The organism is Chromobacterium sp. Beijing, from assembly GCF_021496765.1.
GTDB lineage: Bacteria > Pseudomonadota > Gammaproteobacteria > Burkholderiales > Chromobacteriaceae > Chromobacterium.
Map to the genome: position 1 here is coordinate 434,296 of NZ_CP053750.1, position 16,524 is coordinate 450,819.

Below are 16,524 nucleotides of genomic sequence, written 5' to 3' on the forward strand. Positions count from 1 at the left end.
CGGGAATCCGCGTCGTCATATTGACGGACTCAAGCAATCACTCTAGAGTTGTTTTAATAAAAATAATTGGTCTTACCAATTTACAAAGGAAACCGGATGAAGCCTGCCAACGTGTATCTGTTCGGCACCTGTCTGTTGGACCTGTTTTTGCCGCAGGCCGGCGTGGACGCCATCGCCTTGCTGGAAGGCCTGGGCTTGCGAGTGCACTTTCCGCAGCAACAGAGCTGCTGCGGCCAGCCGGCCTATACCAGCGGCCATCCGGCGGAAGCGCTGGCGGTGGCGCGGGCGCAGCTGGACTGCTTCGCCGAGGACTGGCCCATCGTGGTGCCGTCCGGCTCCTGCGGCGGCATGATCAAGTACCATTGGCCCAAGCTGTTCGCCGGCCAGCCGGACGAGGCGCGCGCCTGCGCGGCGGCCGCGCGGGTGGTGGAGTTCAGCGATTTTCTGCTCAACCATCTGGACTGGCGGCCGCAAGATCAGGGCCCCAAGGTGAAGGTGGCGGTGCACACCTCCTGTTCCGCCCGCCGCGAAATGAATGTGCATCTGTCCTCTTGGGCCTTGCTGGAGCGGCTGGCCAATGTGGAACGGGTGGTGCACGACCATGAATCCGAGTGCTGCGGTTTCGGCGGCACTTTTTCGATCAAGCATCCTGACATCGCCGGGGCGATGGTGACGGACAAGGCCGCCGCGCTGCGGGACAGCGGCGCGGTGGAGTTCATCACCGCGGACGGCGGCTGTCTGCTCAATATCAACGGCAAGCTGGCCAAGGAGGGCGGGGCGTTTCGGGGCCGGCATCTGGCCAGCTTTCTGCTGGAGCGCGTGGGAGGCAAGGCATGAGCGCCCGCGACGCCATTCTGGCCAAGCTGCGCGCCGCGCCGCGCGAGGAGTTGCCGCGGCCGGAGCTGGACGCGCATTTCCGGCGCTTCGCGCCGCCGCAGCACAGCCTGGACGCCTTGCGCGGCTGGGCGCGGGCGATGCGGGCGGTGAAGACCGAGGTGCTATGGGTGCGCGCCGACGACTGGCACACGCGGCTGGCGGTGTGGATCGCGCAGCGGCGGCCGGCTTCCTTGCTGCTGTCCGACACCGCGCACGGCCGCCGCGCCGAGGCGGTGCTGCAAGGCTTGCCGACGCCGCCGGCGCTGCGTTTCTTCGACCGCGCCGTCGACGACTGGAAGGCCGAGCTGTTCGAGATCGAGGCGGCGTTCACCGCGGCGCGCTGCGGCATCGCCGCCACCGGCACCCTGGTGCTGTGGCCGGACGCGCAGGAGCCGCGGACCATGAGCCTGGTGCCGCCGCTGCACATCGTCCTGTTCGACACCGCCACGCTCTATCCGGACTTCTACAGCGCGATGCGTTGCGAAAACTGGCAGGACGGCATGCCTACCAACGCCTTGCTGATTTCCGGCCCGTCCAAGACCGCCGACATCCAGCTGACGCTGGCCTACGGCGCGCACGGCCCGCGTGAACTGCTGGTGCTGGCGCAGCTGCCCGAGCACATCGATCCGGCGCAGCTGGAGCAGGCGGAGGAGGCCCGACCATGAGCGAGCACAAGATCGAGCTTTATCCCTCGCGCCAATTCAAGCAGCAGGCGCGCGCGGCATTGGCCGACGGCGAACTGCGCCACAGCCTGCGCGGGGCGATGGATTTTCTGATGGCCAAGCGTTTGTCGGCCTTCGACGATCCGGCGGAACTGGACGCCTTGCGCGCATTGGGAGAAGCCATTCGCCAGCGTTGCCTGTCGCGGCTGCCGGACTTGCTGGAGCAGTTGGAGGCGCGGCTGAGCGCCAACGGCGTGCAAGTGCATTGGGCCGAGACCGCGGACGAGGCCAATCGCATCATCCACGGCCTGGTGGCGGCGCGCGCCGGCCGGCTGATGGTCAAGGGCAAGTCCATGGTCAGCGAGGAAATCGAACTCAACCACTATCTGGAAGCGCGCGGCGTCGCCGCGGTGGAAAGCGATATGGGCGAGTACATCGTGCAGTTGGCCGGCGAAAAGCCCACCCACATCATCATGCCGGCGATACACAAGACCAAGGCCGACATCGCGCGGCTATTCCACGACAAGCTGCCGGGCACGCCCTACACCGAGGACGTGGACGAGTTGATACAGATAGGCCGCGGCGCGCTGCGCCGGCTCTATCTGGACGCCGACGTCGGCCTGTCCGGCGTCAACTTCGCGGTGGCGGAAACCGGCACGCTGTGCCTGGTGGAGAACGAGGGCAACGGTCGCATGTGCACCACGGTGCCGGACCTGCACATCGCCATCACCGGCATCGAGAAAGTGGTGGAGAAGCTGGCCGACGTGCCGCCCTTGTACAGCCTGCTGACCCGCTCCGCCATCGGCCAGCCCATCACCACTTATTTCAATATGATCAGCGGCCCGCGCCGCGCCGGCGAAAAAGACGGTCCGCGTGAAGTGCACCTGGTGCTGCTGGACAACGGCCGCAGCCAGGCCTACGCCGACGCGCAATTGCGCAAGACCCTGCAATGCATACGCTGCGGCGCCTGCATGAACCATTGCCCGGTCTATGCCCGCATCGGCGGCCACGCTTACGGCACAACCTATCCGGGGCCGATAGGCGAGATCATCTCGCCGCATCTGCTGGGCCTGGAAAACACCCGCGACCTGCCCACCGCCTCCAGCCTGTGCGGCGCTTGCGGCGAGGTCTGCCCGGTGAAGATCCCCATCCCCGAGATGCTGATGCGGCTGCGCGAGGAAAGCCAGCGTCCGGCCGGGGAGGCAGTCAGCCATCCGCTGCGCGGCCAGGGCGCGGCGGCCAGCGCGGCGGAGCGGCTGGCCTGGAAGGGCTGGCGCCAGGTCCACGCCTCGCCGCGGCTATACCGCTGGTTCGGCTGGGGCGCCACCCGGCTGCGCAAGCTCGCGCTTGGCGGCCAGTTGGGCTGGACCCAGAACCACGCGCCGCTGACGCCGGCGCCCAAGACCCTGCACGAGCTGGTGCGCGAACGCGAAGCGCGCCGCGCCGCCGGGGAGCGGCCATGAGCATGAGCCCGGCGCATCAGGCTTTCCATAGCGATTTGCTGACGGCGATGCCGGCGGCGCGCATCTACACCGACCCGCTGTCCACATTGGCTTACGGTACCGACGCCAGCTTTTACCGGCTGCGGCCGCAAATCGTCGCCCGCGTCGACAGCGAGGCGGAAGTGGCGGCCATCCTGGCGCTGGCGCGCCGCCACCGGGTGGCGCTGACCTTCCGCGCCGCCGGCACCAGCTTGTCCGGCCAGGCGGTCAGCGATTCGGTGCTGGTCTTACTGGGCGATGGCTTCAACCATGGCCAGGTCTTGGATGACGGCGCGCGCGTCCGGCTGGGGCCGGCGATGATAGGCAGCCACGCCAACGCCCTGCTGGCGCCTTACGGTCGCAAGATCGGCCCGGACCCGGCGTCGATCAATAGCGCCAAGATCGGCGGCATCGCCGCCAACAACTCCAGCGGCATGTGCTGCGGCACCCGCGACAACAGCTATCACACGCTGGCGGCGATGCGCCTGCTGCTGCTGGACGGCGCTGTGCTGGACACCGGCGACGCCGCCAGCGTGGCGGCTTTCCGCCAGTCCCACGCCGCGCTGCTGGCCGGCTTGTCCGGCCTGGCGGCCGAACTGCGCGCCGACGCGGCGCTGGCCGAGCGGGTGCGCCGCAAATACCGGCTGAAGAACACCACGGGCTACGGCATCAACGCCTTGCTGGATTTCGACGACCCGGTGGACATGCTCAGCCATGTGCTGATCGGTTCCGAGGGCACGCTGGGCTTCATCAGCGAAATCACCTTCCACAGCGTGGTGGAGCATCCGCACAAGGCCTCGGCCTTGCTGCTGTTCGACGCGCTCGAGCCGTGCTGCCGCGCGGTGTCGGCGCTGAGCGCGGCCGCGGAAGCCCACGGCGTGGCGGCGGTGGAGCTGATAGACAGCCGCAGCCTGCGCGCCTTGCACGGCAAGCCGGGGCTGCCGGATTTCCTGGCGCGGCCGTTCGGCCCGGAGGAGGCCTGTTTGCTGATCGAGGCGCGGGCCGGTTCCGAGGCGGAGCTGGAGCGCCATTGCGCGGCGATAGACCAACTGTTGGCCGGTTTCGCGCCGCGTCTGTCCAGCGGCTTCAGCCGCGAGGCCGCAGTCTGCGACAGCTATTGGGCCTTGCGCAAGGGCCTGTTTCCGGCGGTGGGCGCGGTGCGGCCGCTGGGCAGCACCGTGGTGATCGAGGACGTGGCTTTTCCAATTCCGCAGCTGGCCGACGGCGTGGCCAGGCTGACCGCCTTGTTCGACCGCCACGGCTATGACGAGGCCTTGTTGTTCGGCCATGCGCTGGACGGCAATCTGCATTTCGTGTTCGCGCCCAGTTTCGACAGCGAGCGCGAGGTGGCGCGTTACGACGCCTTCATGCAAGACGTCAGCGCGCTGGTGGCCGGCGAATACGACGGCTCGCTGAAGGCCGAGCACGGCACCGGCCGCAATGTCGCGCCCTTTGTGCGCCAGGAGTGGGGCGACGCCGCCTGGAACATCATGCGCCGCATCAAGGCCTTGTTCGACCCGGACGGCCTGCTCAATCCCGGCGTGATCATCACCGACAACGAGCGGCTGCACCTGGAAAACCTCAAGCCCTTGCCGGCGGCCGATCCCATCGTCGACCGCTGCATCGAATGCGGCTTTTGCGAGGCGGCCTGTCCGTCGCACGGGCTGACGCTGAGCCCGCGCCAGCGCATCGTCGCCTGGCGCCGCATCCAGCAACTGAGCCGCGACGGCGGCGCGGCGGAAGAGCTGGCCGCGCTGCGCGCCGATTTCCGCTACCGCGCCATCGACACCTGCGCCGCCACCGGCATGTGCGCGACGCGCTGCCCGGTGGGCATCAATACCGGCGAATTGATGAAGCGCTTGCAAGGACCGTCGCCGCGGCCGCGCGCCGCGCGCTTCGCCGCCCGCCACATCGGCGCCGCCGCGTCCGCCGTCCGCGCCGGCCTGGCGCTGGCGTATCTATTCGGGCCGGAGCGGCTGCACCGCATCAGCTTGCGGCTGCGCCGCCGCCACAAGGTGATTCCCTTGCTGCCCGCGCAGCTGCCGCGGCCGGCCGGCCGTCTGCCCGCCGCCGGCGGCGACGGCGAGCCGGTGGTGCTCTTCCTCAGCTGCGTCAACCGCGCGCTGGCCGCGGACGCCGACGGCGGCAACGCCGCCGCGCCCACGCTGGCCTTGCTGCGCCGCGCCGGTTTCAGCCCTCGCTATCCGTCCGGCCAGGATGGCCTGTGCTGCGGCCAGCCCTTCGCCTCGGCCAATGCCGCGGAGGCGCTGGACATCAGTCAGAACGCGCTGAACCTGGCCTTGCTGGCCGCCAGCGAAGACGGCCGCCATCCGGTTTACCTGGACAACGGGCCGTGCGCGGCGCGCATCCTGTCCGCCCAGCGCCAAGGCCGGCTGGACGCGCGCTTGCGTCTGTTCGACGCGGCCCGTTTCCTGGACGCCTTCGTCGCGCCGCGGCTGGCGGTGACGCGCAAGCTGGCGCAACTGGCGCTGCACATCCCCTGCAGCGCCGCCGAGATGGGCGCGGCGGACGCGCTCACGCGGCTGGCCGGCCGCTGCGCCGAGCGGCTGACGGTGCCGGACATCGCCTGCTGCGGCTTCGCCGGCGACAAGGGCTTCACCGTGCCGGAGCTGAACGCGCACAGCTTGCGACGGCTGCCGCCGGCCTTGCCCCAGGGCTGCCGCCACGGCGTGTCGATGAGCCGCACTTGTCAGATCGGCCTGAGCGAGCACGCCGGCTTTGAATACCGCAGCGTCGAGGCGCTGCTGGATTTTTGCACCACCCCAAAAAGCGGCCCGCTATGAAGGCCGCATCGTTGGCGCCGCCGTCCGGGAGGATGGCTGGCTCCGAGTTGAAACGCCCGTAAACATCCTTTCCTGAACGCATTCCGTCCACACGGCCGCGGCTAGCCCGCCGCCGCGCGGATGTTTGTGCGCGCAAGAAGAAGGAGAGACTACAGAGGAGACATCATGATCTGGACCCAAAACTACTTTCCGTCCGGCGGCATGGCGCTGTCGGCGCTGATGGCGGCCTTGCCGATTATTTTCTTTTTCCTGGCGCTGGCGGTGTTCCGGCTCAAGGGCCATGTTGCCGGCAGCCTGACCGTGCTGCTGGCGCTGCTGGTGGCCACGTTGTTCTACGGCATGCCGGCGGACATGGCGCTGGCTGCCGCCGGTTTCGGCTTCGCCTACGGCCTGTGGCCCATCGCCTGGATCATCATCGCCGCGGTGTTCCTGTACAAGATCACCGTCAAGACCGGACAGTTCGACATCATCCGCGCCTCGGTGTTGTCGGTGACCGAGGATCAACGGCTGCAGATGCTGCTGGTGGGCTTCTCCTTCGGCGCCTTCCTGGAGGGCGCCGCCGGCTTCGGCGCGCCGGTGGCCATCACCGCCGCGCTGCTGGTGGGCCTGGGCTTCAATCCGCTGTACGCGGCCGGCCTGTGCCTGATCGCCAATACCGCGCCGGTGGCTTTCGGCGCCATGGGCATCCCCATCATCGTCGCCGGTCAGGTCACCGGGCTGGACCCTTTCGCCATCGGCGCCAAGGCCGGACATCAACTGCCGTTTCTGTCGGTGCTGGTGCCGTTCTGGCTGGTGATGATGATGGACGGCCTCAAAGGCGTGCGCCAAACCTGGCCGGCGGTGCTGGTGGCCGGCGGCTCCTTCGCCGTCACTCAGTATTTCACCTCCAACTACATCGGGCCGGAACTGCCGGACATCACTTCGGCCCTGGTCAGCCTGGTGTGTCTGACGCTGTTCCTGAAAGTGTGGCAGCCGCGCGAGATCTTCACTTTCGCCGGCCGCCGCGCGCCCAGCCCGCGCCGGCCTTCCGGCTTCGGCCTGGGCCGGATCGCCCGCGCCTGGGGGCCGTTCCTGATCCTGACCGCGCTGGTGACGCTGTGGAGCCTGAAACCGTTCAAGGCCTTGTTCGCCAAGGGCGGCGCGCTGGAGCATTGGGTACTGAAGTTCCATGTGCCGTATCTGGACAATCTGGTGATCAAGACCGCGCCCATCGTGGCCGCGGACAAGCCTTACGAGGCGCTGTACAAGCTGGACCTGCTGTCCGCCGTGGGCACCGCCATTTTCGTCGCGGCCTTGCTGTCCATCGTGTTGCTGCGCTTCCGGCCGGCGCAGGCCGCCGCCGCCTTCGGCGAGACCCTGGCCGAACTGAAGCGGCCCATCCTGTCCATCGGCATGGTGCTGGCCTTCGCTTTCGTCGCCAATTATTCCGGCATGTCCAGCACGCTGGCCTTGTGCCTGGCCAATACCGGCAAGGCCTTTCCCTTTTTCTCGCCCTTCCTGGGCTGGCTGGGCGTGTTCCTGACCGGTTCCGACACCTCGTCCAATGCCTTGTTCTCGGCCTTGCAGGCGTCCACCGCGCATCAACTGGGCGTGTCGGACATTCTGCTGGTGGCGGCCAACACCACCGGCGGCGTGACCGGCAAGATGATTTCGCCGCAGTCCATCGCCGTGGCCTGCGCGGCGGTGGGGCTGGTGGGCAAGGAGGCGGACCTGTTCCGCTTCACCCTCAAGCACAGCCTGATCTTTTGCAGCCTGGTGGGGGCGATGACTTACGCGATGGCGTATTTCTGAGAACCTGTTCAATGTCTGCTGCGCTTCAGCGATACGGCGTTAAAAACAAGCTCAAAATGCTCATGTACCACGTGTACATTCCGCTTTTTCGCTCGTTTTCGCCTTGTCTCGCTCTTGCTCGCGAGACTTTGAACAGGCTCGGAGATCGTAAACAGGTTCTGAGAACCCGGCTCAAGGCCCGGCGGCGTGGACGCGCCGGGCCGGACTCACAGGATTTCCTGGTTTTCGCAGAAGAAGCTGATCGAGTCGAAATTGACCTGGGTGACATGGTTGGTGACCGGCACCATATTGATCAGGTGGCGGGTGCCGATGTCGAAGATATGGTATTCGCTGGCCAGGCTGCCGTACTCGGACGGCGACTTGGTCTTTTTGACGATGGTGACCGCGTTGGCCTCGCCGTTCCAGCCGTAGCTGGTGTTGAACTGCAGCAGGCGGTTGATGTAGTCGCCGGTGGGCGAATGCAGGAAGAAGTGGATGGTCTCGTTCTTCATGTCCAGATCGATGAAGCCGCTGGTGATCGCCGTCTCGCCGCTATTGCGCGGGAATTTGAGTTCGGAGATGCGGGCGGTGCAGATGGTGCGGCTGTCCATGATGTAGTTGTGGCCGGCATAGCCCAGATAGAGCGCGATCAGAAACAGTCCGAGAGCGATCAGAACACGATTTTGTTTTTGCAATTGAGATCGCTCCCGTATTTCTTGTCGCACAGATAACTCGCCGTGCATTTGCCGCTCTTGATGTAGAAGGCGTCGCCGCCGCTTTCCGGCAGCTTGGGCGCGTCGCGGTAGACATTGCCCACCACGAACAGGCTGCGCGCGCCGTCGCGCATTTTATGAATGTTCATTTGCGGAATCCACCAAGAGGCGTGCCAGCCCAAGAGCAGGCCCGCGGCGGTGATGGCCAGCAGGGCCAGCGCCTGGCGGCGATCGACACGGACCGGCAGCCGCCAGCGCGCCATGCGCCGCTTGGGCGCCGGCGCGGCTCCGGCCGCGGGCGGGAGGCTTTCCGGCGCGGGCAGGGCGCCGTCGGCGTCCTCCCGCGGCTCCAGCGTGGCGAAGGCGCCGACGAATTGGCAGCCGCGCCTCGGAATGGTCTTGATGATCTTGGGATCCAGCCCGCTTTTCTCAAGCTGCGCGCGCAGATCGAATACCAGCTTGTGGTAGCTGGAGTCGGTGACGATGGTTTTCCCCCATACGTTTTCAATCAGCTCGTTTTTTTCGAACAGTCCGGAGAGCAAGAGCTTGAGCAGCAGCGCTTCATTGTATTTCAGGATGATCTTGTCTTGATCCCCGGGCAGCAGGCTGCCTTCGTCAGGGTCGAAGACGACTTTGTCTTCAATATGGAATCTCATTTTTATAATCTTTCTTCCCACGCCGCGGCCGGTATTGGAAACGCCTTGCGGCATTTGATATTACGGCCAGGACGGGTTCGGCGATATTTTAAATTACCCCATAGGTAATTTGCTCTAAATCGATTATAGGTAGCAATACCCAACTGCCAAGCTGGCCTTGCCAAGTGATGTTGCGGGGGAGCCGAAAGGTAAGCGGAAATGACAAGAGCGCCGGGCGCGCTCTTGATTTGACGTCAAATATTTTCCAACAGAATCCGCTTCTTTTCAAGAGGATGGCCGCGTTCGCCGCGCGGACCGCATGCGCGAGCGGACGGCGAAGTCCGCTGGAACTCAGGCCTGTAGGGCATTGCCGCCGGGATGGCGGCGTCGGGGAATCCGGCGTATTCGGCGTGGCCGGCCCGCAACGAAAACCATGGATTTGGCGAAAGGCCGGAGCGGCCGGCGATGACTACGGAATTGTAGCGGCGCGATTACAGCGCGCCGGCGCCGGAACGGAGCCGAAACGCCCGCCGAGGCGAGTCCGGCGCGAAGCGCGCATGAAAAACCGGGATAAGGGAGCCGCCAATAAGATGGCCTGTCGCTTGCTATTGAGGACTGAATGGAATTGACGGCTCTGGCAAATGGCTGCGGCCGCTTGTTAAAACCAGCGGCGCTCTTGGCTTAATGCGTGGATTTAAGCTGTGTGATTTCTTGTTGCGCTCGCAGCAGCTCCTGCTCTATCGCATTAATTCTTTTATCTCTGCTGTTAAGTTCGTTTAACAGTTGCTCGCTCAGCAATTGCGCCTGATCCAGACATAGGATCAGCGCGGAGAGTTTGGCGCTGTTGGCGAGTTGCTCCATTAGAGGATTGCCGGCGTTGGCGTGGTCTTTGTTTTTATATTGCATGCTGAATGATGTGTGTTGTTATTCAATACATTTAGGCAGTCGAAAGCGGATTTCGCGCCCACGGAACAGAGCGGAGATCATAGCATGCAGTTTGGATGAGCGGGGGCGCAAGCCTTGAGAATTAAGCTTTTTGCCAGGGGTGGTAAGGAATGATAATGATTGCTGCGGCCGTTGTTGGCCCTGTTCGGGCCGATATCGGACCTGAGGCGGCGGTCAAAACGATAATCATTTCTAATGGCTGATAATAAATTGTACTGGTTTGGATAAAGACATTTAGTATCAACAGGGTTAAGCTGGCCGCTGATGTTTTTTGGAGGCAGTGGCCGTGTTAATGGCGGGAAATGAAAAAGTATTGGAAGGCTTGGCCCAAGAGCGGGAGATGATTTGGCGGCAGGATTTGGAGAGTTTGACGGTTTATATCGAAAACCTGATTAGAAAAACCTCCGCCATGGGCGCGGTGGTGCCTGGACTCTATCGCGCTTTGAGAATATGCAGCGTCGCCCTGAAAGGCGGCGGCGTGGGTGGCAAGGTGTATCTGACGCGCAAGGAGCGTTTGGATATTTATTGGGCGGTGAAGTCGGAAGCGTTTTCCATTTGATTATTGGTCAGTAGTGGCGTTTATTTTTGGATTGGGAAATCAATTGTGTCGCTGATCGGTTTTGTATGTTGTCGCGTATTTAGCATCGCTTTGTTCTGGTGCGGGATGAAGGCGCTGGGCATAGGCGTTTTGATGCTGCTCTTGCATATTGGCAAGGAGAAGGCTTTGAATGCGCCCTTGCGGCGCGAGTGAGCGCCTGCGCCTGGTTTGTGGCAGCAAAGTCAGGCGCGGGCTTCTCCTCGCCCCGCCGGAGCGGGCGAAATGGGGATTGTCGGATTGAAATGAAATGGGGCCGCGTTGCGATAACGCGGCCCTTTTGGCGTGGACGCCGTTTATTAGAATACGCGCAGGCCGGCGCTCCACACTTGGCGCACCAGCGGAATGCCGTCCCGCTCGCGCGCCTGGACCAGGTCCGCGCGCTGGCCGACGGCGATGGCGCCGCGATCCGCCAATCCCACCGCCCGGGCCGGGTTGCGCGTGACGGTGGCGACGGCGCGGCTTGGGTCCCAGCCCGGCTGGCGGCCCAGCAGGTAGGCGGCGTGCAAGAGGCTGGCCGGCACGTAGTCCGAGGACAGGATGTCCAGCAGGCCGTGGCCGGCCAGTTCCAGGGCGGCGACATTGCCGGAATGGGAGCCGCCGCGGACGATGTTGGGCGCGCCCATCACCGTCATCAGGCCCTGTTCGCGCGCGGCGCGCGCGGCGGTCAGGGTGGTGGGGAATTCGGACATGGCCACGCCGTCGCGCACCGCCTCGTCGATATGGCTGAGCTCGGTGTCGTCGTGGCTGGCCAGGGCGATGCCGCGCGCGCGCGCCAGTTCCACCACCGCCTGGCGGTGGCTTTCGGCGTAGCGGTCTTGCTTGAGCTTGCGTTGCTCCACCGCGGCGAGGAAGGTGTCGTCGTTCCAGCTGACGTTTTTCTTGGCGTAGTACTTTTTGTACTGCGCCAGGTCGCGGTATTGGCGCTGGCCGGGGGTGTGGTCCATCAGCGACACCAGACGCACCGCCGGATGGCCGATCAAGGGGGACAGCGCGTCCAGCAGCGTGGGATAGGCCAGTTCGCAACGCAGGTGGAACAGGTGCTCGGCGCGGAAGACGCGGCGGCGCATGCCGGCGTCTATCGCCTCGAAGGCGCTTTGCAAGGTGTCCAGCCGCACGCTGTCGCCTTCCAGATCGCCCACCGACAGCGCGTCGAGCACGGTGGTGATGCCGGCTGCCACGCATTGCGCGTCGTGGGTGACCACGGCCGGCAGCGTCGGCCACAGCACGCCGTTGCGCGGCATCAGGTGTTTTTCCAGATTGTCGGTGTGCACTTCCACCAGGCCGGGCAGCAGGTCGTCGCCGTCCAGATCTTCGCTGTGGGGCGGGGGGGCGCTCAGCGCTTGGGCATGGACGGCGGCGATCACGCCGTTGTCTATTTCCAGCGCGCCGCGTTCGACGACGCCGTCGGCCAGGATCAGCCGGGCATTGTTCAATATCCGTTTCATGCTAGGTGTTCCGATTTGTTTGCCAGCGGGACTTCAAACACGCGGTCGGCGACGGCGTCGCGGGTGGGTTCGTCGTGGAAGATGCCCACCAGCGCCGCGCCGCGCGCCAGCGCTTCGCGCATCAGTTCAATCACCACCGCGCGGTTGGCGGCGTCCAGCGAGGCGGTGGGCTCGTCCAGCAGCAGGATGGGCCGCGGCGCTATCATGCCGCGCGCGATATTGACCCGCTGCTGTTCGCCGCCGGAAAAAGTGGCCGGCGGCAGCCGCCACAGCCGTTCCGGTATGTTCAGCCGCGCGAGCAAAGCGCCGGCCTCGCGCCTCGCCGCGTCGGCGTCCACGCCCCATTCGCGCAGCGGCTCGGCGACGATGTCCAGCGCCGGCACCCGCGGGATGGCGCGCAGGAACTGGCTGACGTAGCCCAGGGTGTGGCGGCGGGCGTCTGCGATCTCGTGCGGCAAGGCGGCGGCCATGTCCAGCCAGGCGTCGCGGTGGCGGATGCGTATGCTGCCGCGCTCCACCAGGTAATTGGCGTACAGCGCCTTGAGCAGCGTGCTCTTGCCGGCGCCGGAAGGGCCGGCCAGCGCCACGCATTCGCCGGCGGCGGCCTGCAGGGAGACCTCGTCGAGCACCGGCAGCGTCAGGCCGCCTTGTTGGTGCAGGGTGAAAGTCTTGCTCACTTGCCTTGCGTCTATCAATAGCTTCATGGCTTCAGGCCTGCAGGATGGAGGATACCAGCAGCTGGGTGTACGGATGCTGCGGATCGTCCAGGATTTGATCGGTGAGGCCGGCTTCCACCACGCGGCCGCCTTGCATCACCAGCGTGCGTTGCGCCAGCAGACGGGCCACGGCCAGGTCGTGGGTGACCATGATGACGGCGATGCCGCTGTCGCGCACCAGTCTTCGGGTCAGGTCCAGGAAGCGGGCCTGCACCGAGACGTCCAGGCCGCCGGTGGGTTCGTCCATGAAGACCAGCCGCGGATGGGTGGCCAGGCTGCGGGCGATCTGCAGCCGCTGCTGCATGCCGCCGGAGAAGGCGCTGGGCGGATCGTCCAGCCGCGAGCGGCCGATTTCCACCCGTTCCAGCCAGTCGCCGGCGGTCTGGCGCAGCCGGCCGTAATGGCGCTGGCCCAGCGCCATCAGCCGCTCGCCGATATTGGCGCCGGCGGAGACGTTCATGCGCAGGCCGTCGCGGGCGTGCTGGGACACGAAGCCCCATTCGCTGCGCGCCAGCCGGCGGCGCTCGGATTCGGCGATGGCGGTGAGTTCGTGCTCGCGGCCGTCGCGTTCGCGAAAGCGCGCGCTGCCGGCGTCGGCGGCCAGCTTGCCGGCCAGCGCGGCCAGCAGCGTGGATTTGCCGGAGCCGGATTCGCCGACCACGCACAGCACTTCGCCGGCGTGGAGGTCGAAATCGACGCCGAAGCAGCCGTTGCCGTTGCCGTAGTCCTTGCCGAGGCCGCGGACGCTGAGTAGGGGCGGGTTCATTGCGGGCTTTCCTGTGTGTCGCGGCGCTGCCGGCAGTGGTCGCTGTCGGAGCAGACGTATTGGCGCGCGCCGGCGTCGTCGGTGATGATTTCGTCCAGATAGCTGTCGCCGGCGCCGCACAGCGCGCAGGCCTGTTCCCAGCGCTGCACCTGGAACGGATGGTCGTCGAAGGCCAGGCTTTCCACCCGGGTGTGGGGCGGGATCGCGTACAGCCGTTTTTCGCGGCCGGCGCCGAACAGCAGCAGCGCCGGGTTCATGTCCAGCTTGGGATTGTCGAACTTGGGAATGGGCGAGGGCGAAGCCAGGTAGCGGCCGTTGACCAGCACCGGGTAGTCGTAGCTGGCGGCGATGTGGCCGTAGCGGGCGATGTCCTCGTAGAGCTTGACGTGCATCAGGCCGTAATCCTGGTGGGCGTGCAGCTTGCGGGTTTCCTGCTCGCTGGCTTCCAGCGTGCGCAGCGGCTCCGGTTCCGGCACCTGGAACACCAGCACCTGGCCGGCGCGCAGCGGGGTTTCCGGGATGCGGTGCCGGGTCTGGATCAGGCTGGCTTCGGCGCTGCGGGTGGTGGTGGCCACGCCGGCGACGCGGGCGAAGAAGCGGCGGATATTGACCGCGTTGGTGGTGTCGTCCGCGCCCTGGTCTATGACCTTGAGCACGTCGTCGCGGCCGATCACGCTGGCCGTCACCTGGATGCCGCCGGTGCCCCAGCCGTAGGGCAGCGGCATTTCGCGGCCGCCGAAGGGCACTTGATAGCCGGGCACGGCCACGGCCTTGAGCAGGGCGCGGCGCAGCATGCGCTTGGTGTTTTCGTCGAGGAAGCCGAAGTTGTACGCCCATGGCGCGGCGGTGCTCATGCTTGTGTCTCCTTGGCGGCGTGTTCGCGGCGCAGCTGGCGTATCAGCGACAGCTCGGCCTGGAAGTCGACGTAGTGCGGCAGCTTGAGATGCTGGACGAAGCCGGAGGCTTCGACGTTGTCGCTGTGGCACAGCGCGAACTCAGGCTGCTGCGCCGGCGCGTGCGCCGTTTCGCCGAGTTCGGCGGCGCGCAGGCTGCGGTCCACCAGGGCCATCGCCATCGCCTTGCGTTCGGCCTCGCCGAAGCTCAGGCCGTAGCCGCGGGTGAACTGCGGCGGCGCGCTGCGGCTGCCGGCGAACTGGTTGATCATCTGGCATTCGGTCAGGGTGATTTCGCCGATGTCGACGTCGAAGCCCAGTTCTTCCGGGCAGACCACGACGCTGACTTCGCCCATGCGGATTTCGCCGGCGAAGGGGTGGCTTTCGGCGTAGCCGCGCTGGGTGGAGTAGGCCAGGCCCAGCAGCCAGCCCTCGTCGCCGCGCGCCAGGTTTTGCAGCCGGGCGGCGCGGCCGGCCGGGAACAGCAGCGGCTCGCGGGTCAGGTCGGCCGGTTCCGGATCGCCCGGCGGCGGCGTTTCCGGCTCGATCAGCCCTTCCTGGGCCAGGGTGTCCAGCACGCAGGGCAGCCGTTCCGGCAGCGGCGCGTCCGCCAGCGTCGGCAGCGGCGGCTCGCCGGCCTGGGCCAGGCCGAAGTCCAGCAGCCGCTGGGTGTAGTCGGCGGTGGGGCCCAGCACCTGACCGCCGGGCACGTCCTTGAAGGTGCCGGACACGCGGCGGCGCACCCGCATCGCCGCGGTGTCCAGCGGCCGGCTGGCGGCGAAGCGCGGCAGGGTGGTGCGGAAGGCGCGCAGCAGGAAGGCCGCCTCCACGCAGTCGCCGGCCGCCTGTTTCAGCGCCAGCGCCGCCAGCTCCTCGTCGTACAGCGAACCTTCCTGCATCGTCCTGGCCAGGGCCAGCCGCAATTGGCCGCGGATCTGCGCGAGGCTCAGTTCCGGCGTCGCCGCGTCGCCGCGGCGCTTGGCGGCCAGCAGGTCCCAGGAGCGGGCGATGGCGGTTTCTCCGCCTTTGACGGCTACGTACATCTCAACCCTCCTTGACGCGGGTGCTGCGCGGCAGGCCGGCCACGCGCTCGCCGCAGATCAGAAAAATGTCCACGCCCAGCGGAAAACGGGCGTGATTGTCCCGCCATTGCCGCCAGAAACCGTCCGGCGCGCCGTCCACGCCGAAACGGCGCGGCGCGGCGAAGCCCGGGCCGTCGGCTTCCACCTGTTCGGCGTTGAAGCCGGCGGTTTCCAGCAGCACGGTGGCGGAGCGGTCCGGGTATTCGGGCTCGCCGGCCTTGAGCGCGGCCAGCGGCGGCGGCGGCGCGCCCAGCGGCAGCACCACGAAGTCGGCCTGTTCCGGCGCGGCGGCCAAGCGCAGGCCGGTATGAAAGCGCAGGCTGGCCAGGGTGTCCGCCGGCAGCGGCGGCAGCCAGACGCTGACGTCCTGGTCCAGCAGGGCATAGAGCAGGGCGGCGGTGGCCGGCATCAGGCCGGGTAGCTCGGCCGGCAGCGCCGGCAGCGTTTGCGGCAGCAAGGGTTCGGCCAGCGCGGCCAGCGCGGCGCGGAAGCAGCGCTGACTGTCGTGAACCGGGTCGGAGAAAGCGGCGCGCATCTCATTCATCTCATTCCCCCTGACCAGGGTGAAGAATTCCACCTTGCTGGCGGCGGCTTCGCGCGCCGCCTGTTCGCGGCGCGCGGCGCGTTCGGCGCGCAAGGGCGTTATCCATTGCGCGAGCAAACCGTCCCGCCGCGCCGGGTCTTGCAGCAGCGCGTCGGCCTGGGCGATCAATTCGGCGTGTTCGCCGTTGCTGCCCAGCGCCCAGCCGTGGCCCAGGCAGCCGTTGATCCGGCAACTGGCGCGGCTGACGCTGGCTTCGCCCAGATTGAAGCGGGCGCCGCCGCCGCCGGCGCGGCCCTGCAGCATGACAAGGCCGGTTTCGGCGCGGCGCAGCCATTCCACTTGCGGCGCCGGCGGCAATTGCGGGCCCAGCAGCCGGCGCAGCCGCGGCGGCGGGGTGTGGGCCAGCACGCTGAGCCAGTCTTGTCGGGTCGAGGTTTCCATATCGGGTATTCCCCTGTGCGGTTTCAACAAAAATTCATATAAACGTATAGACGTATCCATGATAATGGCCGGCGATAAGGCGCAAACAGCATGCGGCGATGAAGGTTTTGTGACGATTGGGTGGCGGGGCTAGACCTTGGCAGCCATGGGAAC

The 16,524-nt window shown here is 66.4% G+C and carries 16 protein-coding genes; 7 read left to right on the top strand and 9 right to left on the bottom strand.

What is annotated here, in order from left to right; all coding sequences use genetic code 11:
- The first annotated feature begins 96 nt into the window (after positions 1–96).
- From HQN78_RS02095 to HQN78_RS02115, 5 genes are all read left to right on the top strand, one after another.
- Positions 97–837: a (Fe-S)-binding protein gene (locus HQN78_RS02095; RefSeq protein WP_235087615.1), complete on the top strand. Its 741-nt coding sequence runs from the start codon at positions 97–99 to the stop codon at positions 835–837.
- Positions 834–1,541, top strand: coding sequence for a lactate utilization protein (locus tag HQN78_RS02100; RefSeq protein ID WP_107799836.1), 708 nt, complete (start codon positions 834–836; stop codon positions 1,539–1,541). Before HQN78_RS02095 ends, HQN78_RS02100 begins: the two co-directional genes overlap by 4 nt.
- Positions 1,538–3,001 (top strand): LutB/LldF family L-lactate oxidation iron-sulfur protein, encoded by a 1,464-nt coding sequence (locus tag HQN78_RS02105; protein WP_107799835.1) that lies wholly within the window; start codon positions 1,538–1,540, stop codon positions 2,999–3,001. Before HQN78_RS02100 ends, HQN78_RS02105 begins: the two co-directional genes overlap by 4 nt.
- Entirely contained in the window at positions 2,998–5,823 is a 2,826-nt protein-coding gene (locus tag HQN78_RS02110; RefSeq protein ID WP_235087618.1) for an FAD-binding and (Fe-S)-binding domain-containing protein, read from the top strand. Before HQN78_RS02105 ends, HQN78_RS02110 begins: the two co-directional genes overlap by 4 nt.
- A gap of 162 nt (positions 5,824–5,985) precedes the next feature.
- Complete coding sequence (locus HQN78_RS02115; RefSeq protein ID WP_235089745.1) at positions 5,986–7,614, top strand: lactate permease LctP family transporter; 1,629 nt, start codon at positions 5,986–5,988, stop codon at positions 7,612–7,614.
- 206 nt (positions 7,615–7,820) lie between these two features.
- On the opposite strand, the gene HQN78_RS02120 is transcribed toward HQN78_RS02115, so the two are convergent.
- The 3 genes from HQN78_RS02120 to HQN78_RS02130 form a co-directional block, all read right to left on the bottom strand.
- Positions 7,821–8,288 (bottom strand): hypothetical protein, encoded by a 468-nt coding sequence (locus tag HQN78_RS02120; protein ID WP_107799833.1) that lies wholly within the window; start codon positions 8,286–8,288, stop codon positions 7,821–7,823.
- Positions 8,264–8,962 (bottom strand): hypothetical protein, encoded by a 699-nt coding sequence (locus tag HQN78_RS02125; protein WP_227104141.1) that lies wholly within the window; start codon positions 8,960–8,962, stop codon positions 8,264–8,266. Before HQN78_RS02125 ends, HQN78_RS02120 begins: the two co-directional genes overlap by 25 nt.
- Positions 8,963–9,622: 660 nt before the next feature.
- Positions 9,623–9,847, bottom strand: a complete 225-nt coding sequence (locus HQN78_RS02130; RefSeq protein WP_107799831.1) for a hypothetical protein — start codon at positions 9,845–9,847, stop codon at positions 9,623–9,625.
- A 331-nt stretch (positions 9,848–10,178) separates the two neighbouring features.
- Here HQN78_RS02130 and HQN78_RS02135 point away from each other — a divergent pair, with 331 nt between their 5' ends.
- Entirely contained in the window at positions 10,179–10,445 is a 267-nt protein-coding gene (locus HQN78_RS02135) for a hypothetical protein (RefSeq protein ID WP_146176662.1), read from the top strand.
- Positions 10,446–10,490: 45 nt separating this feature from the next.
- Positions 10,491–10,637 (top strand): hypothetical protein, encoded by a 147-nt coding sequence (locus tag HQN78_RS02140; protein ID WP_157222177.1) that lies wholly within the window; start codon positions 10,491–10,493, stop codon positions 10,635–10,637.
- A 143-nt stretch (positions 10,638–10,780) separates the two neighbouring features.
- Here HQN78_RS02140 and HQN78_RS02145 read toward each other — a convergent pair whose 3' ends face one another.
- The 6 genes from HQN78_RS02145 to phnH are packed head-to-tail and all read right to left on the bottom strand — an operon-like array spanning position 10,781 to position 16,371.
- A complete protein-coding gene (locus HQN78_RS02145) occupies positions 10,781–11,929 on the bottom strand; it encodes an alpha-D-ribose 1-methylphosphonate 5-triphosphate diphosphatase (protein ID WP_227104139.1) in 1,149 nt (382 codons plus the stop codon).
- Positions 11,926–12,633, bottom strand: a complete 708-nt coding sequence (phnL, locus tag HQN78_RS02150; protein WP_227104137.1) for a phosphonate C-P lyase system protein PhnL — start codon at positions 12,631–12,633, stop codon at positions 11,926–11,928. Before phnL ends, HQN78_RS02145 begins: the two co-directional genes overlap by 4 nt.
- Positions 12,634–12,637: 4 nt before the next feature.
- On the bottom strand, positions 12,638–13,411 hold the full coding sequence (gene phnK, locus HQN78_RS02155) for a phosphonate C-P lyase system protein PhnK (protein WP_235087620.1): 774 nt from the start codon (positions 13,409–13,411) through the stop codon (positions 12,638–12,640).
- The gene (locus HQN78_RS02160) at positions 13,408–14,265 is read right to left on the bottom strand and encodes an alpha-D-ribose 1-methylphosphonate 5-phosphate C-P-lyase PhnJ (protein ID WP_235087623.1); all 858 of its coding nucleotides are present in this window, start codon (positions 14,263–14,265) and stop codon (positions 13,408–13,410) included. Before HQN78_RS02160 ends, phnK begins: the two co-directional genes overlap by 4 nt.
- Positions 14,262–15,347: a carbon-phosphorus lyase complex subunit PhnI gene (locus HQN78_RS02165; protein WP_107799825.1), complete on the bottom strand. Its 1,086-nt coding sequence runs from the start codon at positions 15,345–15,347 to the stop codon at positions 14,262–14,264. Before HQN78_RS02165 ends, HQN78_RS02160 begins: the two co-directional genes overlap by 4 nt.
- Before the next feature lies 1 nt (position 15,348).
- On the bottom strand, positions 15,349–16,371 hold the full coding sequence (phnH, locus tag HQN78_RS02170; protein ID WP_235087625.1) for a phosphonate C-P lyase system protein PhnH: 1,023 nt from the start codon (positions 16,369–16,371) through the stop codon (positions 15,349–15,351).
- Positions 16,372–16,524: the final 153 nt, after the last annotated feature.

What these genes read in the sequence shown, in the direction of transcription:
- HQN78_RS02095 (WP_235087615.1), top strand. Translation starts at nt 97, where the DNA reads ATGAAGCCTGCCAACGTGTATCTGTTCGGCACCTGTCTGTTGGACCTG.
- HQN78_RS02160 (WP_235087623.1), bottom strand. Translation starts at nt 14,265, where the DNA reads ATGAGCACCGCCGCGCCATGGGCGTACAACTTCGGCTTCCTCGACGAA.
- HQN78_RS02135 (WP_146176662.1), top strand. Translation starts at nt 10,179, where the DNA reads ATGGCGGGAAATGAAAAAGTATTGGAAGGCTTGGCCCAAGAGCGGGAG.
- HQN78_RS02100 (WP_107799836.1), top strand. Translation starts at nt 834, where the DNA reads ATGAGCGCCCGCGACGCCATTCTGGCCAAGCTGCGCGCCGCGCCGCGC.
- HQN78_RS02165 (WP_107799825.1), bottom strand. Translation starts at nt 15,347, where the DNA reads ATGTACGTAGCCGTCAAAGGCGGAGAAACCGCCATCGCCCGCTCCTGG.
- HQN78_RS02145 (WP_227104139.1), bottom strand. Translation starts at nt 11,929, where the DNA reads ATGAAACGGATATTGAACAATGCCCGGCTGATCCTGGCCGACGGCGTC.
- HQN78_RS02125 (WP_227104141.1), bottom strand. Translation starts at nt 8,962, where the DNA reads ATGAGATTCCATATTGAAGACAAAGTCGTCTTCGACCCTGACGAAGGC.
- phnH (WP_235087625.1), bottom strand. Translation starts at nt 16,371, where the DNA reads ATGGAAACCTCGACCCGACAAGACTGGCTCAGCGTGCTGGCCCACACC.
- phnL (WP_227104137.1), bottom strand. Translation starts at nt 12,633, where the DNA reads ATGAAGCTATTGATAGACGCAAGGCAAGTGAGCAAGACTTTCACCCTG.
- HQN78_RS02110 (WP_235087618.1), top strand. Translation starts at nt 2,998, where the DNA reads ATGAGCATGAGCCCGGCGCATCAGGCTTTCCATAGCGATTTGCTGACG.
- HQN78_RS02130 (WP_107799831.1), bottom strand. Translation starts at nt 9,847, where the DNA reads ATGCAATATAAAAACAAAGACCACGCCAACGCCGGCAATCCTCTAATG.
- HQN78_RS02105 (WP_107799835.1), top strand. Translation starts at nt 1,538, where the DNA reads ATGAGCGAGCACAAGATCGAGCTTTATCCCTCGCGCCAATTCAAGCAG.
- phnK (WP_235087620.1), bottom strand. Translation starts at nt 13,411, where the DNA reads ATGAACCCGCCCCTACTCAGCGTCCGCGGCCTCGGCAAGGACTACGGC.